The following is an 18990-nucleotide window of genomic DNA, read 5'->3' on the forward strand; positions in this document are numbered from 1 at the left end:
TTTTGTAGCCCGGGTAAGCGAAGCGCACCCGGGAGCGCGGTCACTTCTCCAACCCGGGTGCGCTTCGCTTACCCGGGCTACAAAGACCACGACGCAAGCAACGTTCCCGCTCTCGCTGGAATGACGTCCAAGTGGTTCGCCGGTAACGCAGTGCCCCCACCCCCTCCCCCACACCGCCCATCGACCCGCCAGATCCGGCCCCTAAAGTTTTCCCGCCGCCGGCCGATGGGAACGGTGACCATCGGTCTGCTTCTCTGGGGAGGGGAGCGGCATGCAGGGGACTTACGACCTCAGGGCGATCGCCCTGTCGTTCCTTATCGCCTGGTTCGCGGCGTTCGTCGCGATCCAGCTCGTCGGACGCGTGCGCAGCGCGACGGCACGGCGCACGCCGCTGTGGGTGTGGGCGGGAGGAACCGCGTTCGGGCTGGGCATCTGGTCGATGCACTTCACCGGGATGATGGCCTTCCGCCTGCCGGTGCCGCTGGTCTACGACGTGCGCGTCACCGCGTTGTCGATGGTGCCGGCGGTGCTCGCCTCGGTGCTCGCGCTGTACGTGGCCGGCACGCGCACGCGCAGCTTCGCGCAGGTCCTGCTCGCCGCGATGTGCATGGCCATCGGCATCTGCAGCATGCATTACATCGGCATGGCGGCGATTCCCTTTGCGCCGGCCGCCACGTATTCGCCGTTCTGGATCGTCGCCTCGGTCGTCGTCGCGCTGGCCGTGTCGATGGTGGCGCTGCACCTGCTCACGCGTTTCTCGTGGGTCGGCAACGAACCCCGCTTCGGCGTGCAGCTCGGCGCCGCGGCGCTGATGGCGCTGGGCGTGTGCGGCACGCATTACACGGGGATGGCGGCGTTGCAGATCGCGCCGGACGCGATGTGCGTGACCGCGCCCGGCACGGTGCCGGGCGAGCAGCTCAGCCTGGTGATCGTCGGCATCGCGCTCATCTATCTCGCGGCGATCACCATCGGCTCGCAGCGCGACCTGCACGCCAGCGAGCAGCGTTTCCGCGCGCTCGTCGACGGCGCGCCCGGCGCGATGATCATCGTCGATGCGGACGGCCGCATCTCGCTGGCGAACGTGGAAGCCGAGCGCCTGCTCGGCTACGCGCGCGGCGAACTGGTCGGCCATCCCATCGAAGTGCTCATTCCCGAACGCCTGCTGCCGTCGTGCCCGCAGGAACGCGCGCGTTTCCTGCGCGTGCAGCGTCGCGTGCACCTGGGCGGCGGCGAGCATGAACTGCACTGCCTGCGGCGCGACGGCGGCGAGGTGCCGGTCGAACTGGGCCTGAGCCCCATCACCGTGCAGGGCCGCAACATCGTCGTGGCCTCGATCATGGACCTCACCGAGCGCAAGCAGGCGCAGGACCGCATCGCGCGGCTGGCGTATTTCGACGCGCTCACCGGGCTTCCCAACCGCAGCCGGTTCGAACTGCGCCTGGAACAGGCGCTGGCGCAGCGCGATCCCGACGGCTTCGGCCTGATCTTCGCCGACCTCGACGGCTTCAAGGAAATCAACGATTCGCTCGGCCACAGCGCCGGCGATCGCGTGCTCGCGCAGATCGCGCACCGCCTGCGCGAAGGCGTGGGCGAGCGCGGCGAAGTGTTCCGCTTCGGTGGCGACGAATTCATCATCCTGCTGCCCAGCGGTTCGCCGACGCGCGATGCGGGCATCGCCGAGGAGCTCATCCGCCGCGTCGCCGTGCCGCTGTGGATGGAAGGCGAACAGCTCGGCGTCACGCTGAGCCTGGGCAGCGTGCGGCATCCCGAACACGGGCGCGACCACGACCAGCTGCTCAAGCGCGCCGACATCGCGATGTACCAGGCCAAGGGCGCGGGCAAGAACGTGCACCTGCGTTTCCTGCCCGACATGGAAGCGTCGGTGACGCGCCGCTTCGCGATGCTCAACGAACTGCGCAGCGCGCAGGAGCTCGGCCAGCTGGTGCTGCTGTACCAGCCGATCATCGAGCTGCGCCGTCGTCGCATCGTCGGCGCCGAGGCGCTGGTGTACTGGGATCATCCGCGACATGGGCGCATCACGCCGTCCACGTTCATTCCGGTGGCAGAAGAGCACGGCCTGATCGAGCAGCTCGGCGAATGGGTGCTGGAGGAAGCCGTGCGCCAGTCCTCCGCATGGCGCGCGCGCGGGCTGACGCCGATGCGCATGGCGGTGAACGTCTCCAGCGCGCAGTTCCGCGATGCGAACCGCCTGCGCAACGCGGTCGATCGCGTGCTGCGCCGGCACGGATACCCGGCCGACGGTCTGGAGCTGGAAATCACCGAGCGACAGATCATGACCGACCCCGCCTCGAGCGTGGCGACGATGAACGCGCTGTCCGACCTCGGCGTGGCGATGGCGCTGGACGATTTCGGCACGGGCTATTCGAGCCTGAGCCACCTGCGCGAATTCCCCCTGCGCAAGCTGAAGATCGACCGTGCGTTCACCGACCAGATCGACCGCGATCCCGGCGGATTGGCGATCGTGCGCGCGGTGATCGAACTCGGCCGCAACCTCGGCATGCAGGTGGTGGCCGAAGGCGTGGAACGCGAAGCGCAGGTGGCACCGCTGCTGGCGGCCGAATGCGCGCTGGTGCAGGGGTTCCTGTTCGGGGCGCCGATGCTGGCGTCGGAATTCGAGCGCCGCCTGCTGCGACCGATGCCGGCCTGAGTCGGGCCGGACAACACCGCATCGCGCAAGGCGATGCGGCGCCGCAGCATGCGCGACGACGCGTTGCGGCCTGTCTTCTCGCGTTTAACGATTGTCTTTCGGACAATCATTAAGTCGGCGTGATGCGGCGCCGTTTTCAGGCTGCCCCGCACGCGCGTTCGTCGGCGCCAGGCGGTAGCCGGCGCGAAATGCGGATGCGATCACAGATCGACCCCCAACCCGCTGACAACGTTGTCAGCCATCGACCGGACCATTCCACGCGGCATGACGCCGCCGGCTCCGGTTCCGTTCCTGCCGGAGGTGAGCGTGTCGGATTCGCGCCAGATCGGCTTCATCGCGCAAGCGCCCATCGCACGCGGCGGCGTGCGTCCACCTGCGGCACCCGGGGGTCACTAAAGGCGCCGGGCCCGGTCGGGGCCGGCATGTGTGTGGCGGTCAATCTCGTATGGGAGGGAAGCTCATGAGAGTTGCAACCAGGAATGCCGCAAGACCGGTCGCGTTCGCGCTGTCCACGTTGCTCGCGCTGGCCGCGATGCCCGCCGTGCACGCGCAGACGGTGTCGTGCGCCGCGATACCGGCGTGGACCGCGTCCACCATCTACAACCCCGGCGACAAGCTGGTCTATCAGAACCGCCTGTACCAGGCGAACATCCAGATCTGGAACGCGCCGCCGACGCACTGTCCCAGCTGCGGCTGGTACAGCGACCTCGGCGCGTGCGGCACCGGCGGCACGAACCAGCCGCCGAGCGTGACGCTCACCTCGCCCGCCAACGGCGCCAGCTACAACGCCGGCAGCAACATCGCCGTGACGGCGAATGCGAGCGACAGCGACGGCAGCGTCGCGAGCGTCGAGTTCTTCCGCGGCACCGTGTCGCTGGGCGTCGACACCACAGCGCCGTATGCGGTGACCTGGAGCAACGCCACCGCCGGCAGCCACGGCTTCACCGCGAAGGCCACCGACAACCAGGGCGCGACGACCACCTCGAGCGCGGCGAACATCACCGTCAACGGCAACCCGCCGACCGACACCACGCCGCCGAGCGTGCCGACCGGATTGTCGGCGACGGCGCTGTCGTCCAGCAGCATCGCGCTGAGCTGGAACGCGTCCACCGACAACACCGGCGGCGCGGGCGTGGCGGGCTACGACGTGTATCGCGGCGGCACGCTGATCGCATCGCCTACCGCGACCAGCTACACCAACAGCGGCCTCGCGGCGAACACCACCTACAGCTACACCGTGCGTGCGCGAGACGCGGCCAATCCGTCCAATGCCTCCGCTCAGAGCAGCGCGGTGAGCGCGAAGACGCTCGACGGCGGCACCGGCGGCAACAAGCGCGTGATCGGCTATTTCGCGCAGTGGGGCATCTACGCCCGCAACTATCGCGTGAAGAACATCGACACCAGCGGTTCGGCGTCGAAGATCACGCACATCAACTACGCCTTCGGCAACGTGCGCAACAACCGCTGCCAGGTCGGCGTGACGATCCCGACGAACGAAGCGACCGGTGAAGGCGGCGATGCGTTCGCCGATTACACCAAGGCTTTCCAGGCCGGCGAAAGCGTGAGCGGCGCGGCCGACACCTGGGACCAGCCGCTGCGCGGCAACTGGAACCAGCTCAAGCAGCTCAAGGCGAAGTACCCGAACATCAAGGTGCTGATCTCGCTCGGCGGCTGGACCTGGTCGCGTGGATTCGCCAGCGCGGCGCGTCCGGAGAACCGCGTGGCGTTCGTGTCCTCGTGCATCGATGCGTACATCCGCGGCAACCTGCCCGTCACCGACGGCGCGGGCGGTCCGGGTGCGGCGGCAGGCGTGTTCGACGGCATCGACCTGGACTGGGAATACCCGTCCGCATGCGGCCTGACCTGCGGCACGCCGGAGGAAAGCGCCAACTTCACCGCGCTGCTGGCCGAGTTCCGCCGCCAGCTCGACGCGGTGCGCCCCGGCCTGCTGCTGACCATCGCCGCCGGTGCGGGCGTGGACAAGGTGCGCGTCACCGATCCGGGCGCGTACAGCCAGTACCTGGATTACATCAACGTGATGACGTACGACTTCCACGGCACGTGGGATGCGCGCACGAACCATCACTCGGCGCTGTTCGATTCGCCGAACGATCCGTCCACGGGCGACCAGCGGCTCTACAACAGCAACGATGCGATGGAGGCCTTCCTCACGCGCGGCGTGCCGGCGTCGAAGCTCAACCTCGGCATCGGTTTCTACGGCCGCGGCTGGACCAACGTGCCCAACGTCAACAACGGCCTGTACCAGACCGGCTCCGCCGCGCCTGGCACGTATGAAGCCGGCAACGAGGACTACAAGGTCCTGAAGGACCGCCCCGGCACCGTTTATACCGACGCGAACGCGCGCGCCACGTGGAAGTACGACGGCAACACGTTCTGGAGCTACGACACGCCCGCGATGGTCACCGAGAAGATGGGCTACGTGAAGGCGCAGAACCTCGGCGGCGCGTTCTTCTGGGAATTCAGCGGCGACGATGCAAGCGGCACGCTGGTCAACGTGATCAGCAATGGCCTGAAGTGATGCGCTGAACGCGCTCTCCCCGGACCCGGCAACGGGTTTGCCCCTGGCGCCGATCCCCTGCGATCGGCGCCTTTTTTCGGGCTTCCACGCGTGATGCGTTCATCGCGTGGCGTCGAGCACGTAGCCTTCGCCGTGGATCGCATCCAGCGGCAGCTGCGTGCCGCAGCCATCGGCGACCTTGCGTCGGAGGCGATACACCAGCGAATCCAGGCGGTGCGAATCGAACCCGCCATCGGCGAACGCGTCCGCCAGCGCCTCGCGCGTGACCAGCTGGCCGGGCGTGAGCAGGAGTCGTTCGAGCAGCCGCCGTTCGGTGCGCGTGAGAGGGACGGCGCTGCCGTCGGGGCAGATCAGCGCCCAGCCGTCGGCATCCAGCCGCCAGCGCGGATCAGCGTCGGTCGAGGTCGGTCGATCCATCGGGCGCACCTTGACGAAACCTGCGCCGATCCTATCCAGCGCGCCGCGCGCCCACATAGGCCAGACGTTGGTGTGCCGCGCGGTCGCCGGCGAACCGGCACGCGGCGCCTCATGGCCGTCGCGACCGCTGGGGTAAGGTCGGGCCTTCCCCCTTCCACGGAGCCCTTCCGATGCGTCCGACGTTGTCCGCCTGCGCGCTGTCGCTGGTCCTCGCCCCGTCCATCGCCCTGTGCGCCGATGCGCCCGCGCCCGCGCCCGGCGCGGCGTCCTACGGCATGGAACTGGAAGGCTTCGAGTATCCGTATCCGGTGAAACACCACGCATTCACCTCGCAGGGCGAAGCGTTGCGCATGGCCTACCTGGACGTCGCACCGTCCACCCCGAACGGCCGCACCGTGGTGCTGCTGCACGGCAAGAACTTCTGCGCGGCGACGTGGGAGTCGGCGATCCGCGCGCTCACCGGCGCCGGTTACCGCGTGATCGCGCCGGACCAGGTCGGCTTCTGCAAATCGACCAAGCCCGGGCATTACCAGTACAGCTTCCACCAGCTCGCCGCGAACACGAACGCGCTGCTGCGCTCGCTGGGCATCGAGCGCGCGAGCGTCGTCGGCCACTCGATGGGTGGCATGCTCGCCACGCGTTACGCGCTGATGTATCCGGCGCAGGTCGAACGCCTGATGCTGGTCAATCCGATCGGGCTGGAAGACTGGAAGGCGCTCGGCGTGCCGTGGGCGAGCGTGGACGCGAACCTTGCCGGCGAACTGAAGACCAGCTTCGATTCGATCAAGCGTTACCAGCAGCAGGTGTACTACAGCGGCCAGTGGAAGCCCGGGTACGACCGCTGGGTCGGCATGCTCGCCGGCCTGTACGCCGGCCCGGGAAAGCAGCGCGTCGCATGGAACCAGGCGCTGACGACGGACATGGTGTTCACGCAGCCCGTCGTGCACGAGTTCGCGCAGCTGCGCGTGCCGACGACGTTGTTCATCGGACAGCGCGACCGGACGGCGATCGGCCGCGACCGCGCATCGCCCGAACTGCGCGAGCGGCTTGGCGATTATCCGGCGCTGGGCAAGCGCGCGGCGAAGGCGATTCCGGATGCGACGCTGGTGGAGTTCGACGACCTGGGGCATTCGCCGCACGTGGAAGCGCCGGCACGGTTCGAGAAGGCGTTGCTGGAGGCGTTGGCGGTGAAACGGTGAGTGTCGCGTGCGGGCGCGCTGTGAATGACGGCTCGCTTGAGCCGCTCTCCCATTGGCGACCCGAGGGAGTGAACCGCTGAGCGGGGATGGGCGGGAGGCGGGAGGCGCGACCACGCTGGCATTCGCGAGCTTGCGCCGTTGCCTTTGGAGCCCGGGTAAGCGAAGCGCACCCGGGAGCGCGGTCGCCTCCCCTACCCGGATGCGCTTCGCTTACCCGGGCTGCAAGCGCAAGCCGTCATCACGGCGAGCGCCGGGATGGCGTGCAACTCCCACGGCTGCGCAATACCCGCAACACATCATCCAGCAACCCCGCCGCAGTCACCTCCGCACCCGCACCCGGGCCCTGGATCACCAGCGGCTGCGTCGCATAACGATCCGACCAGATCGCCACGCGGTTGTCCGTTCCCGCGCCGCCGGCGAGCGGATGATCCGACGCGAGCGATTCCAGCCCGACGCTCGCCCGCCCGTCCTGCAATCGCGCGATGAAGCGCAGCTTCTCCCCGCGCTTGTACGCCGACTGGAAGCGCTCGCGCAGCGGCGTGTCGAGGGCGGGCAGCGCGGCGTCGAGCGCGTCCTTCGACAGGATCGCCAGTTCCGGCGGTACCAGCGAGGCGACGTCGACGTCGCACGCTTCCAGCTCCACTCCCGCCGTGCGCGCGAGGATCAGCAGCTTGCGGCGCACGTCCTCGCCGGAGAGATCGTCGCGCGGATCCGGCTCGGTGTAGCCGGCGTCGCGCGCCTGCCGCACCAGCGCGGAGAACGGGCGCATGCCGTCGTACTGGTTGAACAGCCACGCGAGCGATCCCGACAACACGCCGGCGATGGCATGGATGCGGTCGCCGCCCTCGCGCAGTTCGCGCAACGACCGCAGCAGCGGAAGCCCTGCGCCGACGGTCGCGCTGTCGCCGTAACGCGCATCGCCCGCGAGCGACGCCGCACGGATCGCCCGCCATCGCGACAACGACGTGCCTTGGCCGATCTTGCACGCGGTGGCGACGTGGATGCCCTGTGCGAGCCAATGCGCATGACGCTCGGCGACCGCCTCGCTCGCGGTCGCGTCGATCACCACGCGCGGCCCGTCCCCGCGCAAAGCGGCATCGACCGCATCGAGCGAACTGCCCTGCGGCGCCAGCGCGAGTCGACGCAGCGCGTCGCCCGGTGCGAGTCCCGAACGATCGCCCGCACACGCGCGCGAATTGGCGACGTGCACGAGTTCCAGGCGTTCGCCGAGCGGCGATGCGCGCCACGACGCGAGCCGCGCGAGCACCGCGCTTCCGACCGTGCCGGTACCGAGCAGCGCCACCCGCGCCGGTACGGCCTGCGCGGCCGAAGCGCGCGCGACTTCGACCGCCGCCACGCTCATCGTTTGACGCGCTCGGCAATCGCCACGGCCTGTTCCGCGCGCTCCAGCGCGACGGCGATGTCGGCGACCAGATCGTCGACATGCTCGATGCCCACCGACAACCGCAGCAGACCGTCGCCGATGCCCGCGGCTTCGCGCGCTTCGGCCGACATCGCCGCGTGCGTCATCGTCGCCGGATGCGCGACCAGGCTTTCCACGCCACCGAGCGATTCGGCCAGCGTGAAGCACTGCAGTCCGTCGAGGAACGCGCGCACCGCATCGACGCCGCCGTCGAGTTCCACGCTCAGCATCGCGCCGAAACCGTCCTGCTGGCGCGCGGCGAGCGCGTGCCCCGGGTGCGATTCCAGTCCCGGGTAATGCACGGCGCGCACCGCCGGATGCGCGTCGAGCAGCGACACCAGCGCCTGCGTGTTCTCCTGGTGCACGCGCAGGCGCGCATCGAGCGTGCGCAGGCCGCGCAGGGTGAGGAAGCTGTCGAACGGCGAGCCCGTCAGTCCCAGCGCGTTGGCCCACCACACCAGCTGCTGGTGTTGCTCGGCGTCGCGCGCGACGACCGCGCCGCCGACCACGTCGCTGTGGCCGTTGATGTACTTGGTCGTGGAATGCAGGACGAAATCCGCGCCGAACGCGATCGGCTGCTGCAGCGCCGGCGAAAGGAACGTGTTGTCCACGACGGTCAGCGCGCCCTTCGCCTGTGCGGCTTCGATCACGAAGCGCAGATCGGTGATGCGCAGCAGCGGGTTCGACGGCGTTTCGATCCACACCACCGTGGGATCGCTCGCCAGCGCATCGGTCAGCGCGCGCGGATCGGTGAGGTCGGCGGTGATCAGTTCGAACGCGCCCTTCTTCGCCAGCGCATTGAACAGGCGCCAGCTGCCGCCGTAGCCGTCGTGCGGCACGACCAGGCGGTCGCCGGGCTTGAGCAGCGCGTGCAGCAGCAGCGTGATCGCGCCCATGCCGGTGGCGGTGACGACACCGCCGGCGCCGCCTTCGAGTTCGGCCAGGGCTTCGCCCAGCAGGTCGCGGGTCGGGTTCCCGCTGCGGGTGTAGTCGTACTGCCGCTTCTCGTTGAAACCGGCGAAGCTGAAGTTGGACGACAGCACGATCGGCGGCGTCACCGCGCCGAAGGCGGTGTCGCGGTCGATGCCGGCGCGGACCGCGGCGGTACAGCGGTTGCGCGTGCTCATGCGGCCACCTCCAGCGCGTCGTCGAGCGCTTCGCCGAGGATCTGCGCGATCGCGCCCTCCTCCTTCAGGAACGCATCGTGTCCATACAGCGAGCGGACCACGCGCAGGCGCGTTTCGCCGCGAAGACGCTCCACCAGGTCGTAGGCATCCGACACCGGCACGAGGCGGTCTTCGGCGACGGCGACGACGGTCACCGGCAGGCGGATCGTGGTCGGATCCACGTCCTGCAGGTCGATGGATTCGGACAGGCGCAGATAGGCCGTGGTCGAAGTGCGCTGCACGTAGCTCGCGCCGCAATGATCGAGGTAGTCCTCCGCACCCACGCGCACGCGGCCTTCGCTCACCTGCGCCGGTTCGAAGCGCGCGTCGAACTCCTCCGGCGTGCGGTAGCTCAGGATCGCCAGCTGCCGTGCGAGCGCGAGGCCATGCGTCTCATCGCACTGCAACGCACCCAGCGCGACGGCGCGGCGCTGCAGCGCGCGCCATGCGCTCGCATACGGATGCGCGCGATGCACGCCGCTGATCGCCACCAGCTGTTCGACGCGCGCACCGTGTCGCGCGGCGAACTGCAGGCCGACCATCGCGCCGTACGAGCAACCGACGAACGCCTGCAGGCGCGCGACCTGCAACACGTCGAGCAGCGCGGCGATGGCGTCGGCCTGGTCGGCGGGGTCGAGCGGCGTGTCGAGGGTGCCGTCGGCGCCGATCCAGTCGAAGGCGATCAGGCAGCGCTCGCGCGGATCCAGCGGCTTGCCCGCGCCGACCTGCTGCTCCCACCAGCCGCTTTCGGGAAACGCGGCGCTGGCGGCGAGGTGGCGATGCGCCGAGATGCCGCCCGCGACGAACACCGCCGGCAGCGTGCGATCGCCCAGGATCTCGTAACGCAGCGCGATGCGACGCGTGCCGGCGTGGCGAAGGTCCAGGTCGACCGTGCATTCGCCGCGCTGCGCGTGGATGGCGTTGGCGAACACGGCGGCGTGCACGACGGGATCGAACGCGTCGATGCGCTCGGCCGGCGCGACGTCGGAAGCGAGGGCGGAAACGGGGGCGAAGCTCATGGCGGCATCCTTGAAGACGAAGGGCCACCGAGCCTGCGAGTCGCACTGCGCGCCCCGCGGGACGCGCATCGCAACCATCTTTCGACCGGCGCCTGGCGCGCCCCGTCGCAGGAATTGGCACCTTCGCCCGCGCTTGCGCGCTGGGTTGGGTTGCCCCGGCTTCAAAGGGCCTGTCCCTCAGCCGGTCTCGATGGATGGCCGCAGTCTGCCCCCGGCCGGCGGGGCTGTCAATCGCTTCATCCGCATATAGCGATTTATTATGTCGGTCACGTCCCCGGCTCCCGATGCAAAGTCGGCCCGAATACACTTCGGCGATGACTCCCCGCCTGTCCGCCCCCGCCGCCATCGCGTTCGCGCTGGCGGCCCTGGCCTCCGCCTGTTCCACCGTCCGCCCCGTCGAGCCCGCGGCGGTTTCCGTACCCGCCGCCAAGCCGGAACCGCGCACCGTGCTGGAGCGCTACGTCTCCGGCGAAAGCGCGCAGGACGAACTGGATTCGCTCGCCACCTGGACCACCGAGGAAGGCGCGACGTGGCTGCTCGCCACCGCGAAATCGACGGATCGGCTGGTCGTGTTCGACGCCGACACCGGTCGTCGCCTGCGCGAGGTCGGCGGCGAGGGTTCGGCGCCCGGGCAGTTCAACCGCCCCAACGGCATCGCGGTGTACGGCGATTACGTGTTCGTGGTCGAACGCGACAACCATCGCGTGCAGGTGCTGTCGCTGCCTTCGTTCGCGCCCGTCGGCACGTTCGGCGGAGAGGAACTGCGCAGCCCGTACGGTGTGTGGCTCACCGAGACCGAGCCCGGCGAGCTGGAGGCCTACGTCACCGACAGCTTCATGTACGGGAAGAAGTTCGACGAAGTGCCGCCGCTGGCCGAACTGGACCAGCGCGTGCGCCGTTACCGCGTGCAGTTCGACCAGGCGGGCCGGCTTCGTGCGTCGTACGCGGGATCGTTCGGCGACACCACGCCGGACGCCGCGCTGCGCATGGTCGAATCCATCGCGGGCGATCCGGCGAACGATCGCCTGCTGATCGCCGACGAGGACCGTCGCCACGAATCCACGCTGCGCGAGTACAGCTTCAGCGGCAAGTACACCGGCCGCAGCCTGCCGCAGGACAGCTTCGCCGCGGAGGCCGAAGGCGTCGCGCTGTGGAGCTGCGCCGACGGCAGCGGTTACTGGATCGCGGTCGACCAGCTCGCACCGCTGACGATCTTCCACCTGTTCGACCGCACGACGCTGGAACCGCGCGGCAGCTTCGAAGGCGAGACGACCGCGCACACCGACGGCGTCGCGCTGCATGCGGCGTCCACGCTGACGTTCCCGGCCGGCGCGCTGTTCGCCGTGCACGACGACAAGTCGGTGTCGGCCTTCGACCTGGCCGAAGTCGCGCGCGTGCTGCAGCTCTCGCCCGACTGCGCGCAGTGACGCGATGACGCGCGCGCGCCGCCATGCGGTCTGGTTCCTCGGTGCCGTCACGCTGCTGACGGCGTTCGGCGCGGGCGCGGCGAAGATCTACCGCTGGACCGACCGCAACGGCATCACGCATTACGGCGACCACGTGCCGGACGCGCCGCCTTCGCAGGTGAAGACCATCCCGGTGGAAGGCGAACCGGGCGCGATCGCGCGGCTGCGCATCGAGAACGACGGCGACCGTTTCCTCGCCTTCGCCGACAACCGCCTCTCCGGCCCGGTGGAGGTGCAGCTGGATTTCAGCCGCAGCGACAACGTGATCGGCAATCCGGTGCTGCCGGCGCGCGCCACCGTCGCGGCGCGCAGCAGCGCGCTTGTCGCCGTGCTGAGTTCCGCCGATCCCGACCGCGGCTTCGATTTCGAGTTGCAGATGGACAGCCTGCCGGGTGATCCCTCGGCGCGTCCGCGCGACGTCGAATACCTGTTGCCGTTGCAGCAGGCACAGTTCCGCATCGACCAGGGCTATGGCGGGCATTTCAGCCATCGCGACGAACAGAACCGCTACGCGGTCGACTTCGCCGCCGATATCGGCACGCCGGTACTCGCCGCGCGCGATGGCGTGGTGATGCAGGTGGAATCCGACTTCGACAAGGCCGGGCTCAATCTGGAGCGTTACGGCGGTCGCGCGAATTTCGTGCGCATCCTGCACGAGGACGGGGCGATGTCGCTGTACGCGCACCTGAAATCCGAAGGCGCGCTGGTGCGCGTGGGTCAGCGCGTGCGGGCGGGGCAGCAGATCGGGCTGTCGGGCAACACCGGCTTCACCACCGGCCCGCACCTGCATTTCGCGGTGCAGGTCAATCGCGGGATGAAGCTGGAGTCGATCCCGTTCCGCATGACGGGGCCGCAGGGGCCTTTGCGGATCGCGGGGAATTAGCGCGGCTGCCATGCGGCGGCGATAACGAAGCAGGCGACACCCTCACGGGCGGTTGTAGTCCGGGTAAGCGAAGCGCACCCGGGGACCGCGTGACAGCTCCCGGGTGCGCTTCGCTTACCCGGGCTACAAAAGCTACAAAAGCGGCGAAGGCACGGACAACGCAAAGGCCGCGTCACCGACGCGGCCTTCCGAACGAACGAGCTCCTACGCCGCCTGCGCCGCCGACGGCTCCACCATATCGCGCCATTGCGGCAGCCGGTCGAGCACGTTGACGCTGCGCAGGTAGCCTTCGTCCAGCGGCGCGCCGGCGACCAGCGATGCAGCGACGTGCACGGCGCCGGCGACCCAGAACCCGCTCGCCTTCAAGCGTCCGGGGCGGTGCTGGAACGCCACGCCTTCGACGATCGGCATCGGCAGGCCCCACAGGCCCAGCAGGTACGCACCGGCTTCGGCGTAGTGCGGGCCGGTCGAACCTTCCGAGCCGTCGGACACGCCGGGCAGCAGCTTGCCGACTTCCGCCAGCAGGCCGGCGGTCGCGGCGAGTTCGGCGCTCGGGCCAGCGAGCAGGCGACGCGCCAGGCGCGACGTGCGCAGCGCGCGGTCCTGGATCGCCTCGCGTTCCTTTCCGGCCAATTGCGTCGGGCCGAAGGCCTCGCTCGCCAGCACCAGGCGCAGCAGTTGCTGGTGGCCCAGGCGCGTGACCGCGGCGCGGATGTCGGTGATCTCGCGACCTCCGGAGAAGTACGCCGAATTGCACAGGCGCAGCACCTTGGCGACGATCGCCGGGTCCTGCGAGAGCATCTGCGCGATGGCGGCGTTGCTCGCGTCGGGGTCGCGCAGCAGGCGCGAGAGTTCCAGGTACAGGCGCGGCGGCGGCGGCAGCGAACCGACGCGGCCCACGGCCTGCTTGAGTTCTTCGCTGCCCAGCACGTTGCGAAGTTCGGCGACGCTGTCGACGGCCTCGATCAGCTCGCCCGCGTCGAGCGGTCGCGACAGCAGCCGGTGCGCGCAGTCCAGGCCCTGCAGCATGCTGCTGTCCTCGCCCTGGTCCAGCAGCAGCACGCGCACCGCCTGCGGGTGCAGGCTGGACATCTGCGACAGCAGCGCCGGGCCCGGCACCGCGCCCACGCGCATCCCGCACAGGACCACGTCGACTTCCGTGAGCGACAGCGCCGCGTCGGCCTCGGTGAGCCAGTGCACGTCCCAGCCCAGGTCGAAATAGCCCAGCGACTCTTCGAATTCGCCGGCGCGGCCGGCGTCCTCACCCACGATCACAATGCGCACTGCAACCCCCGGCATACGGAATACGGATATCCATGACGGGTAGCGGCCCGGAAAGGCCGGGCTTTAGGAGGTGCTGAACGGGGATGTTCTGAACTGGGAGCACGCGCACACTTTCGGGGTCCGCGGCGAACCGTTTGGCGGTCGCGCAGGGGCGCCTGGGAGGCGGACGATTCGCGCCGTATGTCTGGCCCGGACCCTGGGAGATCGCGCTGGTTTGCTCCGAACGCCGAGCTCGAAGCTCGGGGCGCCGAGCTGTTTGCTCCGAACGCCGAGCCCGGAGCTCGGAAGGCCGGCCTATTTGCCCCGTATGCCGAGCTTGAAGCCCGGGGTACCGAGCTGCTCGCTCCGGACGCCGAACCCGGAGCTCGGATCGCCGGGCCATTTGCCCCGAACGCCGAGCTCGAAGCTCTGGGCGCCGAGCTGTTTGCTCCGAACGCCGGGCCCGGAGCTCGGAAGGCCGGGCTGTTTGGTCCGAACGCCGAGCTCTGAGGCCGGAACGCCGAGCGATGTGCTCCGGACGCCGGGCCCGGAGCTCGGCCGGATCGCCAGCCCGTCGCCCCCGACGGCCGCCAAGGCCAGCCGCGTATAATTCCCGCCCTTCCCGACTACCGACCCGCGGACCGCCGTTCGGCCCGTCCGCGCCTCCGTTGCCATGTCCGACGTTTCCCTCGAAGCCGCCCGCCGCCGCACGTTCGCGATCATCTCGCACCCCGACGCCGGCAAGACCACGCTCACCGAAAAGCTGCTGCTGTTCGGCGGTGCGATCCAGATGGCCGGCTCGGTCAAGGGCCGCAAGGCCGCGCGCCACGCGACCTCCGACTGGATGGCGCTGGAAAAGGAGCGCGGCATCTCGGTGACCAGCTCGGTGATGCAGTTCCCCTACGAGGACCGCATCGTCAACCTGCTCGACACCCCGGGCCACGCCGACTTCGGCGAGGACACCTACCGCGTGCTCACCGCGGTGGACTCGGCGCTGATGGTCATCGACGTCGCCAAGGGCGTCGAGGAGCGCACGATCAAGCTGATGGAGGTGTGCCGCCTGCGCGACACGCCCATCATGACCTTCATCAACAAGCTCGACCGCGAGGGCAAGAACCCGATCGAGCTGCTGGACGAAGTGGAAAGCGTGCTGAAGATCCAGTGCGCGCCGATCACCTGGCCGATCGGCATGGGACAACGCCTGAAGGGCGTGGTGCACCTGGTGACCGGCGAGGTGCACCTGTACGAACAGGGCCGCAACTTCACCCGCCAGGATTCGACGATCTTCGCGTCGATCGACGATCCCGCTCTGGAAGAACGCATCGGCACGCAGATGCTGCAGGAACTGCGCGACGAGCTGGAACTCGTCGAAGGCGCCTCGCATCCCTTCGACGTCGCGAAGTACCTCGCCGGCGAACAGACGCCGGTGTTCTTCGGCTCGGCCGTCAACAACTTCGGCGTGCAGCTGCTGCTGGACTTCTTCGTCGAGCACGCGCCCTCGCCGAAGCCGCGCGCGGCGACCTCGCGCGAAGTCGCCGCGTACGAGCCCAAGCTCAGCGGCTTCGTCTTCAAGATCCAGGCGAACATGGACCCGCAGCATCGCGACCGCGTGGCGTTCATGCGCGTGTGCTCGGGCAAGTTCACCGCCGGCATGAAGGCCTTCCACGTGCGCAGCGGCAAGGAAGTGAAGCTCGCCAACGCGCTGACCTTCATGGCCAGCGACCGCGAGATCGCCGAAAGCGCGTGGCCGGGCGACGTCATCGGCATCCACAACCACGGCACCATTTCCATCGGCGACACGTTCACCGAAGGCGAATCGCTGAGCTTCACCGGCATTCCGAACTTCGCGCCGGAGCTGTTCCGCCGCGCGCGACTGCGCGACCCGCTCAAGCTCAAGCAACTGCAGAAGGGCCTGGCGCAGTTGTCGGAAGAAGGCGCGACGCAGTTCTTCCGCCCGCTGATGAGCAACGACCTGATCCTCGGCGCGGTCGGTGTGCTGCAGTTCGACGTCGTCGCGTACCGCCTGAAGGACGAGTACGGCGTGGACGCGAGCTTCGAGCAGGTGAGCGTCGCGACGGCGCGCTGGATCCGCTGCGACAACGAGAAGAAGCTCGAGGAATTCCGCGACAAGAACGCGATGAACCTCGCGCTCGACGCGGCGGGCCAGCTGGTTTACCTCGCGCCTACGCGCGTGAACCTGCAGCTCGCGCAGGAACGTGCGCCGGACGTGACGTTCCTGGCCACGCGCGAACACGCGCACGCCGCGGCGTTCGATTGACGACGCCGCGTTGACGAAGGCGCGCTGATGTCGATGTGGCTGACGTGGTGGCTGGCGTTCAACCTCGCCACCGCGCTCGTGTACGGCTACGACAAGGCGATCGCCGGCGGCCACCGCCGGCGCGTGCCGGAACGCACGCTGCTCGCGCTCGCGCTGCTGGGCGGCTCGCCGGGGGCACTGCTGGCGATGGGGTTGTTCCGGCACAAGACGGCGAAGGTGTCGTTCCGGCGGATGATGATCGCGATCGTCTTCGCGCAGATGGTGTTGCTGGGGATCCTGTACTTCCAGCGATAGCGGTTCGCCGGGCAAGCGGGCATTTGCAGCCCGGGTAAGCGAAGCGCACCCGGGGGCTGTGACGCCCGACCCGGGTGCGCTTCGCTTACCCGGGCTACAAGAGCTACAAGCGCCTATTTCCGCGCCGGCAACTTCCCCACCCACGGCGGCACCGGCTGGTCCGCGTCGAAATACTCGAAGATCAGGTGGATGCGATCGGTGTCGCCGTTGTTCTCCACGGCGTGCACGGCCATGTTGCTGACCTCGACCGCTTCGCCTTCGACGAAGTGATACCCGACGCCATCGATGTAGAACACCACGCGGTCGCTGGTCAGCAACGGCACGTGGATCTTGTGCGGCCACTTCGCCGCCGGGTTTGCATCGCGATGCGGCTTGATCACGCCGCCCGGCGCCATGCGCGCGAGCATCACGCGCGGGAATTCCCCGTTCGCATAACCGTATGGCGCGACCGCCTGCGTCAGCACCGGCTCGATCAGCGGGCGCCATGACGCCCACAGCGGGCGCTCGTAATGCTTGCGCCAATCCTGGAAGTCGCTGACGAAGCGGAACACGATGTGGCGCGTCCGATCGAGCGCCTCGAAGCGGTTCGGCTTGTCGGCGTTCTCGGCGTCCCACGTCGCTTCGGGAATCGCCAGCACGGCCTCGCGCAGGCGCGCGACGTCGACGTGGCCGAGGCGACGCACCGACGTCGTCTTGCGCGGGTTCGGCTGGATGTCGGCGGGCGTGAATACGGACGACGTCATGGTCAGAACCCGTATCCGAACAGTTCCAGATCGCGACGGTACAGCGCGGCCACGCTGTCGCGCAGTGCGTCGTCGTAATAGTCGCGATAACTGCCGCGCCGCGAACTGTTGACCTGGCCCAGCGTTGCGGCGGGCAGGTTCAGGCGTTCGCAGATGGCCTCGTACGAACCCTGCATTTCTTCCACGCGACCGACGTAATCGGCCAGCAGCGTGCCGTCCGCGTCGGTCACGAACGTGTGCTGCGGCTGGAACAGCACGTGCTGCCTCGCGCGCGCATCGTCGAGGATGTAACGCATCACCTGCCCGGGATTCTTCAGGAACGCGCCGTCCGCGCGCGTCATGAACGCGCAGTACGAGATGAAACGGTCGAAGGGATTTCGCACGAAGGCGAACTTGAAGTACGTGGCGAAGGCGGCCTCGCCCAGGAACGGTCGGATCTGCTGCAGCGAAATGTGCCCATGCTTGATCGCGGCGAGTTCCTCGAACGGGAAGCGCTTGTTCACGAACAGGCCGACCTGTTCGAGGTCGTCCTCGCTGAGGTGCTCGCGCAGCGCCTGCCGCACCGAATGCGTGCCGGTCTTCGGGATGGCGGCGAAAACGAAACGGTGCTGGTGCGAGATGATCATGGGACCCCTGGGCTCGGCTCTGGCCGCATCATAGAGGCTGGCGCGGCGAACGCGCGGGGCGTGCGCGGCGGCGCGTCCTGCGGCCCGCGTCACAGGCTCGCGCTCTGCTTGACCCATGTCAGAGCATTTACTCCAGCCTGCGCTAGGATGCTCGCATCATGTCCCCCGCCCGATCCGTCCACGACGGCCCCAAGCCCATGGCGCCCGCGCGGCCTTCCGCGACGGGCGAAGTCCATTCGGTCCGCGAGGAGTTCTTCAACGCGCTGACCCACGGCCTGGGCGCGACCGCCGCGCTCGCTGGCGGCGCCGTGCTGATCACGCTCGCCGCGCTGTTCGGCGATGGCTGGCAGCTCGCCGGCGCGATCGTGTTCGGCATCTGCCTGCTGCTGCTCTACCTGGCCTCCACGCTGTACCACGCGATCCAGCATCCGGTCGCCAAAGCGCGGTTGAAGGTGTTCGACCACTGCGCGATCTACCTGCTGATCGCCGGCACCTACACGCCCTTCACGCTGATCGGTCTGCGCGGGCCGTGGGGCTGGGGGCTGTTCGCCGCGATCTGGACGCTCGCCGTGGCCGGCGTCGTGTTCAAGCTGTTCTTCACGGGGCGCTTCAAGCTGCTGTCCACCGCGATCTACATCGCGATGGGCTGGCTGGTGATCGTGGCCATCGAGCCGCTGCTGGGCGCGCTGGACGCGTGGACGATCGGCTGGCTGTTCGGCGGCGGCGTGTTCTACACGCTGGGAACGGTGTTCTACCACCGGCCCTCGCTGCCCTACTCGCACGCGATCTGGCACCTGTTCGTGGTCGCCGGCAGCGTCTGCCATTACGTCGCCGTGATGGCGCAGGTGGTCACGCCGGGCAGCCTGCTTCCGACCTGAACTGCGCACAACGCATTCACTTTCGCTTGACTGCGCGCCCCCGAAGGTGGGTCCGGTCCCTTTCGGATCCTCGCGGTGACCGCTTCGCGCTCCAACTTCGCTCCGCTTCTTCGCACGCGCCGCCGCGC

Annotated in this window: 15 protein-coding genes and 1 riboswitch; of the genes, 8 read left to right on the plus strand and 7 right to left on the minus strand. The window is 68.8% G+C overall.

All coding sequences use genetic code 11. From position 1 onward, the window contains the following. Nucleotides 1-271 precede the first annotated feature (271 nt). Nucleotides 272-2668, plus strand: coding sequence for an EAL domain-containing protein (locus tag I4U41_RS12800; protein ID WP_206861470.1), 2397 nt, complete (start codon nucleotides 272-274; stop codon nucleotides 2666-2668). Between the two features lie 460 nt (nucleotides 2669-3128). Then, on the plus strand, nucleotides 3129-5207 hold the full coding sequence (locus I4U41_RS18570) for a glycosyl hydrolase family 18 protein (protein WP_425492561.1): 2079 nt from the start codon (nucleotides 3129-3131) through the stop codon (nucleotides 5205-5207). 99 nt (nucleotides 5208-5306) lie between these two features. Here the strand turns inward: I4U41_RS18570 and I4U41_RS12810 are convergent, their stop codons facing one another. Next, a complete protein-coding gene (locus tag I4U41_RS12810; RefSeq protein WP_206861472.1) occupies nucleotides 5307-5624 on the minus strand; it encodes a winged helix-turn-helix domain-containing protein in 318 nt (105 codons plus the stop codon). Between the two features lie 170 nt (nucleotides 5625-5794). On the opposite strand from I4U41_RS12810, the gene I4U41_RS12815 reads away from it, so the two are divergent. After that, on the plus strand, nucleotides 5795-6823 hold the full coding sequence (locus I4U41_RS12815; RefSeq protein ID WP_206861473.1) for an alpha/beta fold hydrolase: 1029 nt from the start codon (nucleotides 5795-5797) through the stop codon (nucleotides 6821-6823). Between the two features lie 238 nt (nucleotides 6824-7061). Here I4U41_RS12815 and I4U41_RS12820 read toward each other — a convergent pair whose 3' ends face one another. The 3 genes from I4U41_RS12820 to metX are packed head-to-tail and all read right to left on the minus strand — an operon-like array spanning nucleotide 7062 to nucleotide 10431. Continuing rightward, nucleotides 7062-8186 carry a homoserine dehydrogenase family protein gene (locus I4U41_RS12820; protein WP_206861474.1) on the minus strand — a complete coding sequence of 375 codons (1125 nt, stop codon included), beginning with the start codon at nucleotides 8184-8186 and terminating at the stop codon, nucleotides 7062-7064. Next, entirely contained in the window at nucleotides 8183-9373 is a 1191-nt protein-coding gene (locus I4U41_RS12825) for an O-succinylhomoserine (thiol)-lyase (RefSeq protein WP_206861475.1), read from the minus strand. Before I4U41_RS12825 ends, I4U41_RS12820 begins: the two co-directional genes overlap by 4 nt. Then, nucleotides 9370-10431, minus strand: a complete 1062-nt coding sequence (gene metX / locus I4U41_RS12830; protein WP_206861476.1) for a homoserine O-succinyltransferase MetX — start codon at nucleotides 10429-10431, stop codon at nucleotides 9370-9372. The genes I4U41_RS12825 and metX overlap by 4 nt, the downstream gene beginning before the upstream one ends. Nucleotides 10432-10502: 71 nt before the next feature. After that, a riboswitch (SAM riboswitch) is annotated at nucleotides 10503-10628 on the minus strand. Between the two features lie 117 nt (nucleotides 10629-10745). On the opposite strand from metX, the gene I4U41_RS12835 reads away from it, so the two are divergent. Continuing rightward, on the plus strand, nucleotides 10746-11858 hold the full coding sequence (locus tag I4U41_RS12835) for an NHL repeat-containing protein (RefSeq protein WP_206861477.1): 1113 nt from the start codon (nucleotides 10746-10748) through the stop codon (nucleotides 11856-11858). Between the two features lie 4 nt (nucleotides 11859-11862). Further along, nucleotides 11863-12780, plus strand: a complete 918-nt coding sequence (locus I4U41_RS12840) for a peptidoglycan DD-metalloendopeptidase family protein (RefSeq protein ID WP_206861478.1) — start codon at nucleotides 11863-11865, stop codon at nucleotides 12778-12780. Between the two features lie 204 nt (nucleotides 12781-12984). On the opposite strand, the gene I4U41_RS12845 is transcribed toward I4U41_RS12840, so the two are convergent. Further along, nucleotides 12985-14064 (minus strand): HDOD domain-containing protein, encoded by a 1080-nt coding sequence (locus tag I4U41_RS12845; protein ID WP_206861479.1) that lies wholly within the window; start codon nucleotides 14062-14064, stop codon nucleotides 12985-12987. Between the two features lie 652 nt (nucleotides 14065-14716). On the opposite strand from I4U41_RS12845, the gene I4U41_RS12850 reads away from it, so the two are divergent. Continuing rightward, nucleotides 14717-16321: a peptide chain release factor 3 gene (locus I4U41_RS12850; RefSeq protein WP_206861480.1), complete on the plus strand. Its 1605-nt coding sequence runs from the start codon at nucleotides 14717-14719 to the stop codon at nucleotides 16319-16321. A gap of 27 nt (nucleotides 16322-16348) precedes the next feature. Further along, nucleotides 16349-16615, plus strand: a complete 267-nt coding sequence (locus tag I4U41_RS12855; protein ID WP_206861481.1) for a DUF1294 domain-containing protein — start codon at nucleotides 16349-16351, stop codon at nucleotides 16613-16615. A 113-nt stretch (nucleotides 16616-16728) separates the two neighbouring features. Here I4U41_RS12855 and I4U41_RS12860 read toward each other — a convergent pair whose 3' ends face one another. Together I4U41_RS12860 and I4U41_RS12865 are read right to left on the minus strand one after the other, a co-directional pair. Then, the gene (locus I4U41_RS12860) at nucleotides 16729-17358 is read right to left on the minus strand and encodes an aspartyl/asparaginyl beta-hydroxylase domain-containing protein (protein ID WP_206861482.1); all 630 of its coding nucleotides are present in this window, start codon (nucleotides 17356-17358) and stop codon (nucleotides 16729-16731) included. 2 nt (nucleotides 17359-17360) lie between these two features. After that, the gene (locus I4U41_RS12865) at nucleotides 17361-17984 is read right to left on the minus strand and encodes a sulfotransferase family 2 domain-containing protein (protein WP_206861483.1); all 624 of its coding nucleotides are present in this window, start codon (nucleotides 17982-17984) and stop codon (nucleotides 17361-17363) included. A gap of 197 nt (nucleotides 17985-18181) precedes the next feature. Between I4U41_RS12865 and trhA the strand changes: the two genes are divergently transcribed. Further along, nucleotides 18182-18862 (plus strand): PAQR family membrane homeostasis protein TrhA, encoded by a 681-nt coding sequence (gene trhA, locus I4U41_RS12870; protein WP_206861662.1) that lies wholly within the window; start codon nucleotides 18182-18184, stop codon nucleotides 18860-18862. Nucleotides 18863-18990: the final 128 nt, after the last annotated feature.

Source organism: Lysobacter changpingensis, from assembly GCF_017308985.1.
GTDB lineage: Bacteria > Pseudomonadota > Gammaproteobacteria > Xanthomonadales > Xanthomonadaceae > Lysobacter_J > Lysobacter_J changpingensis.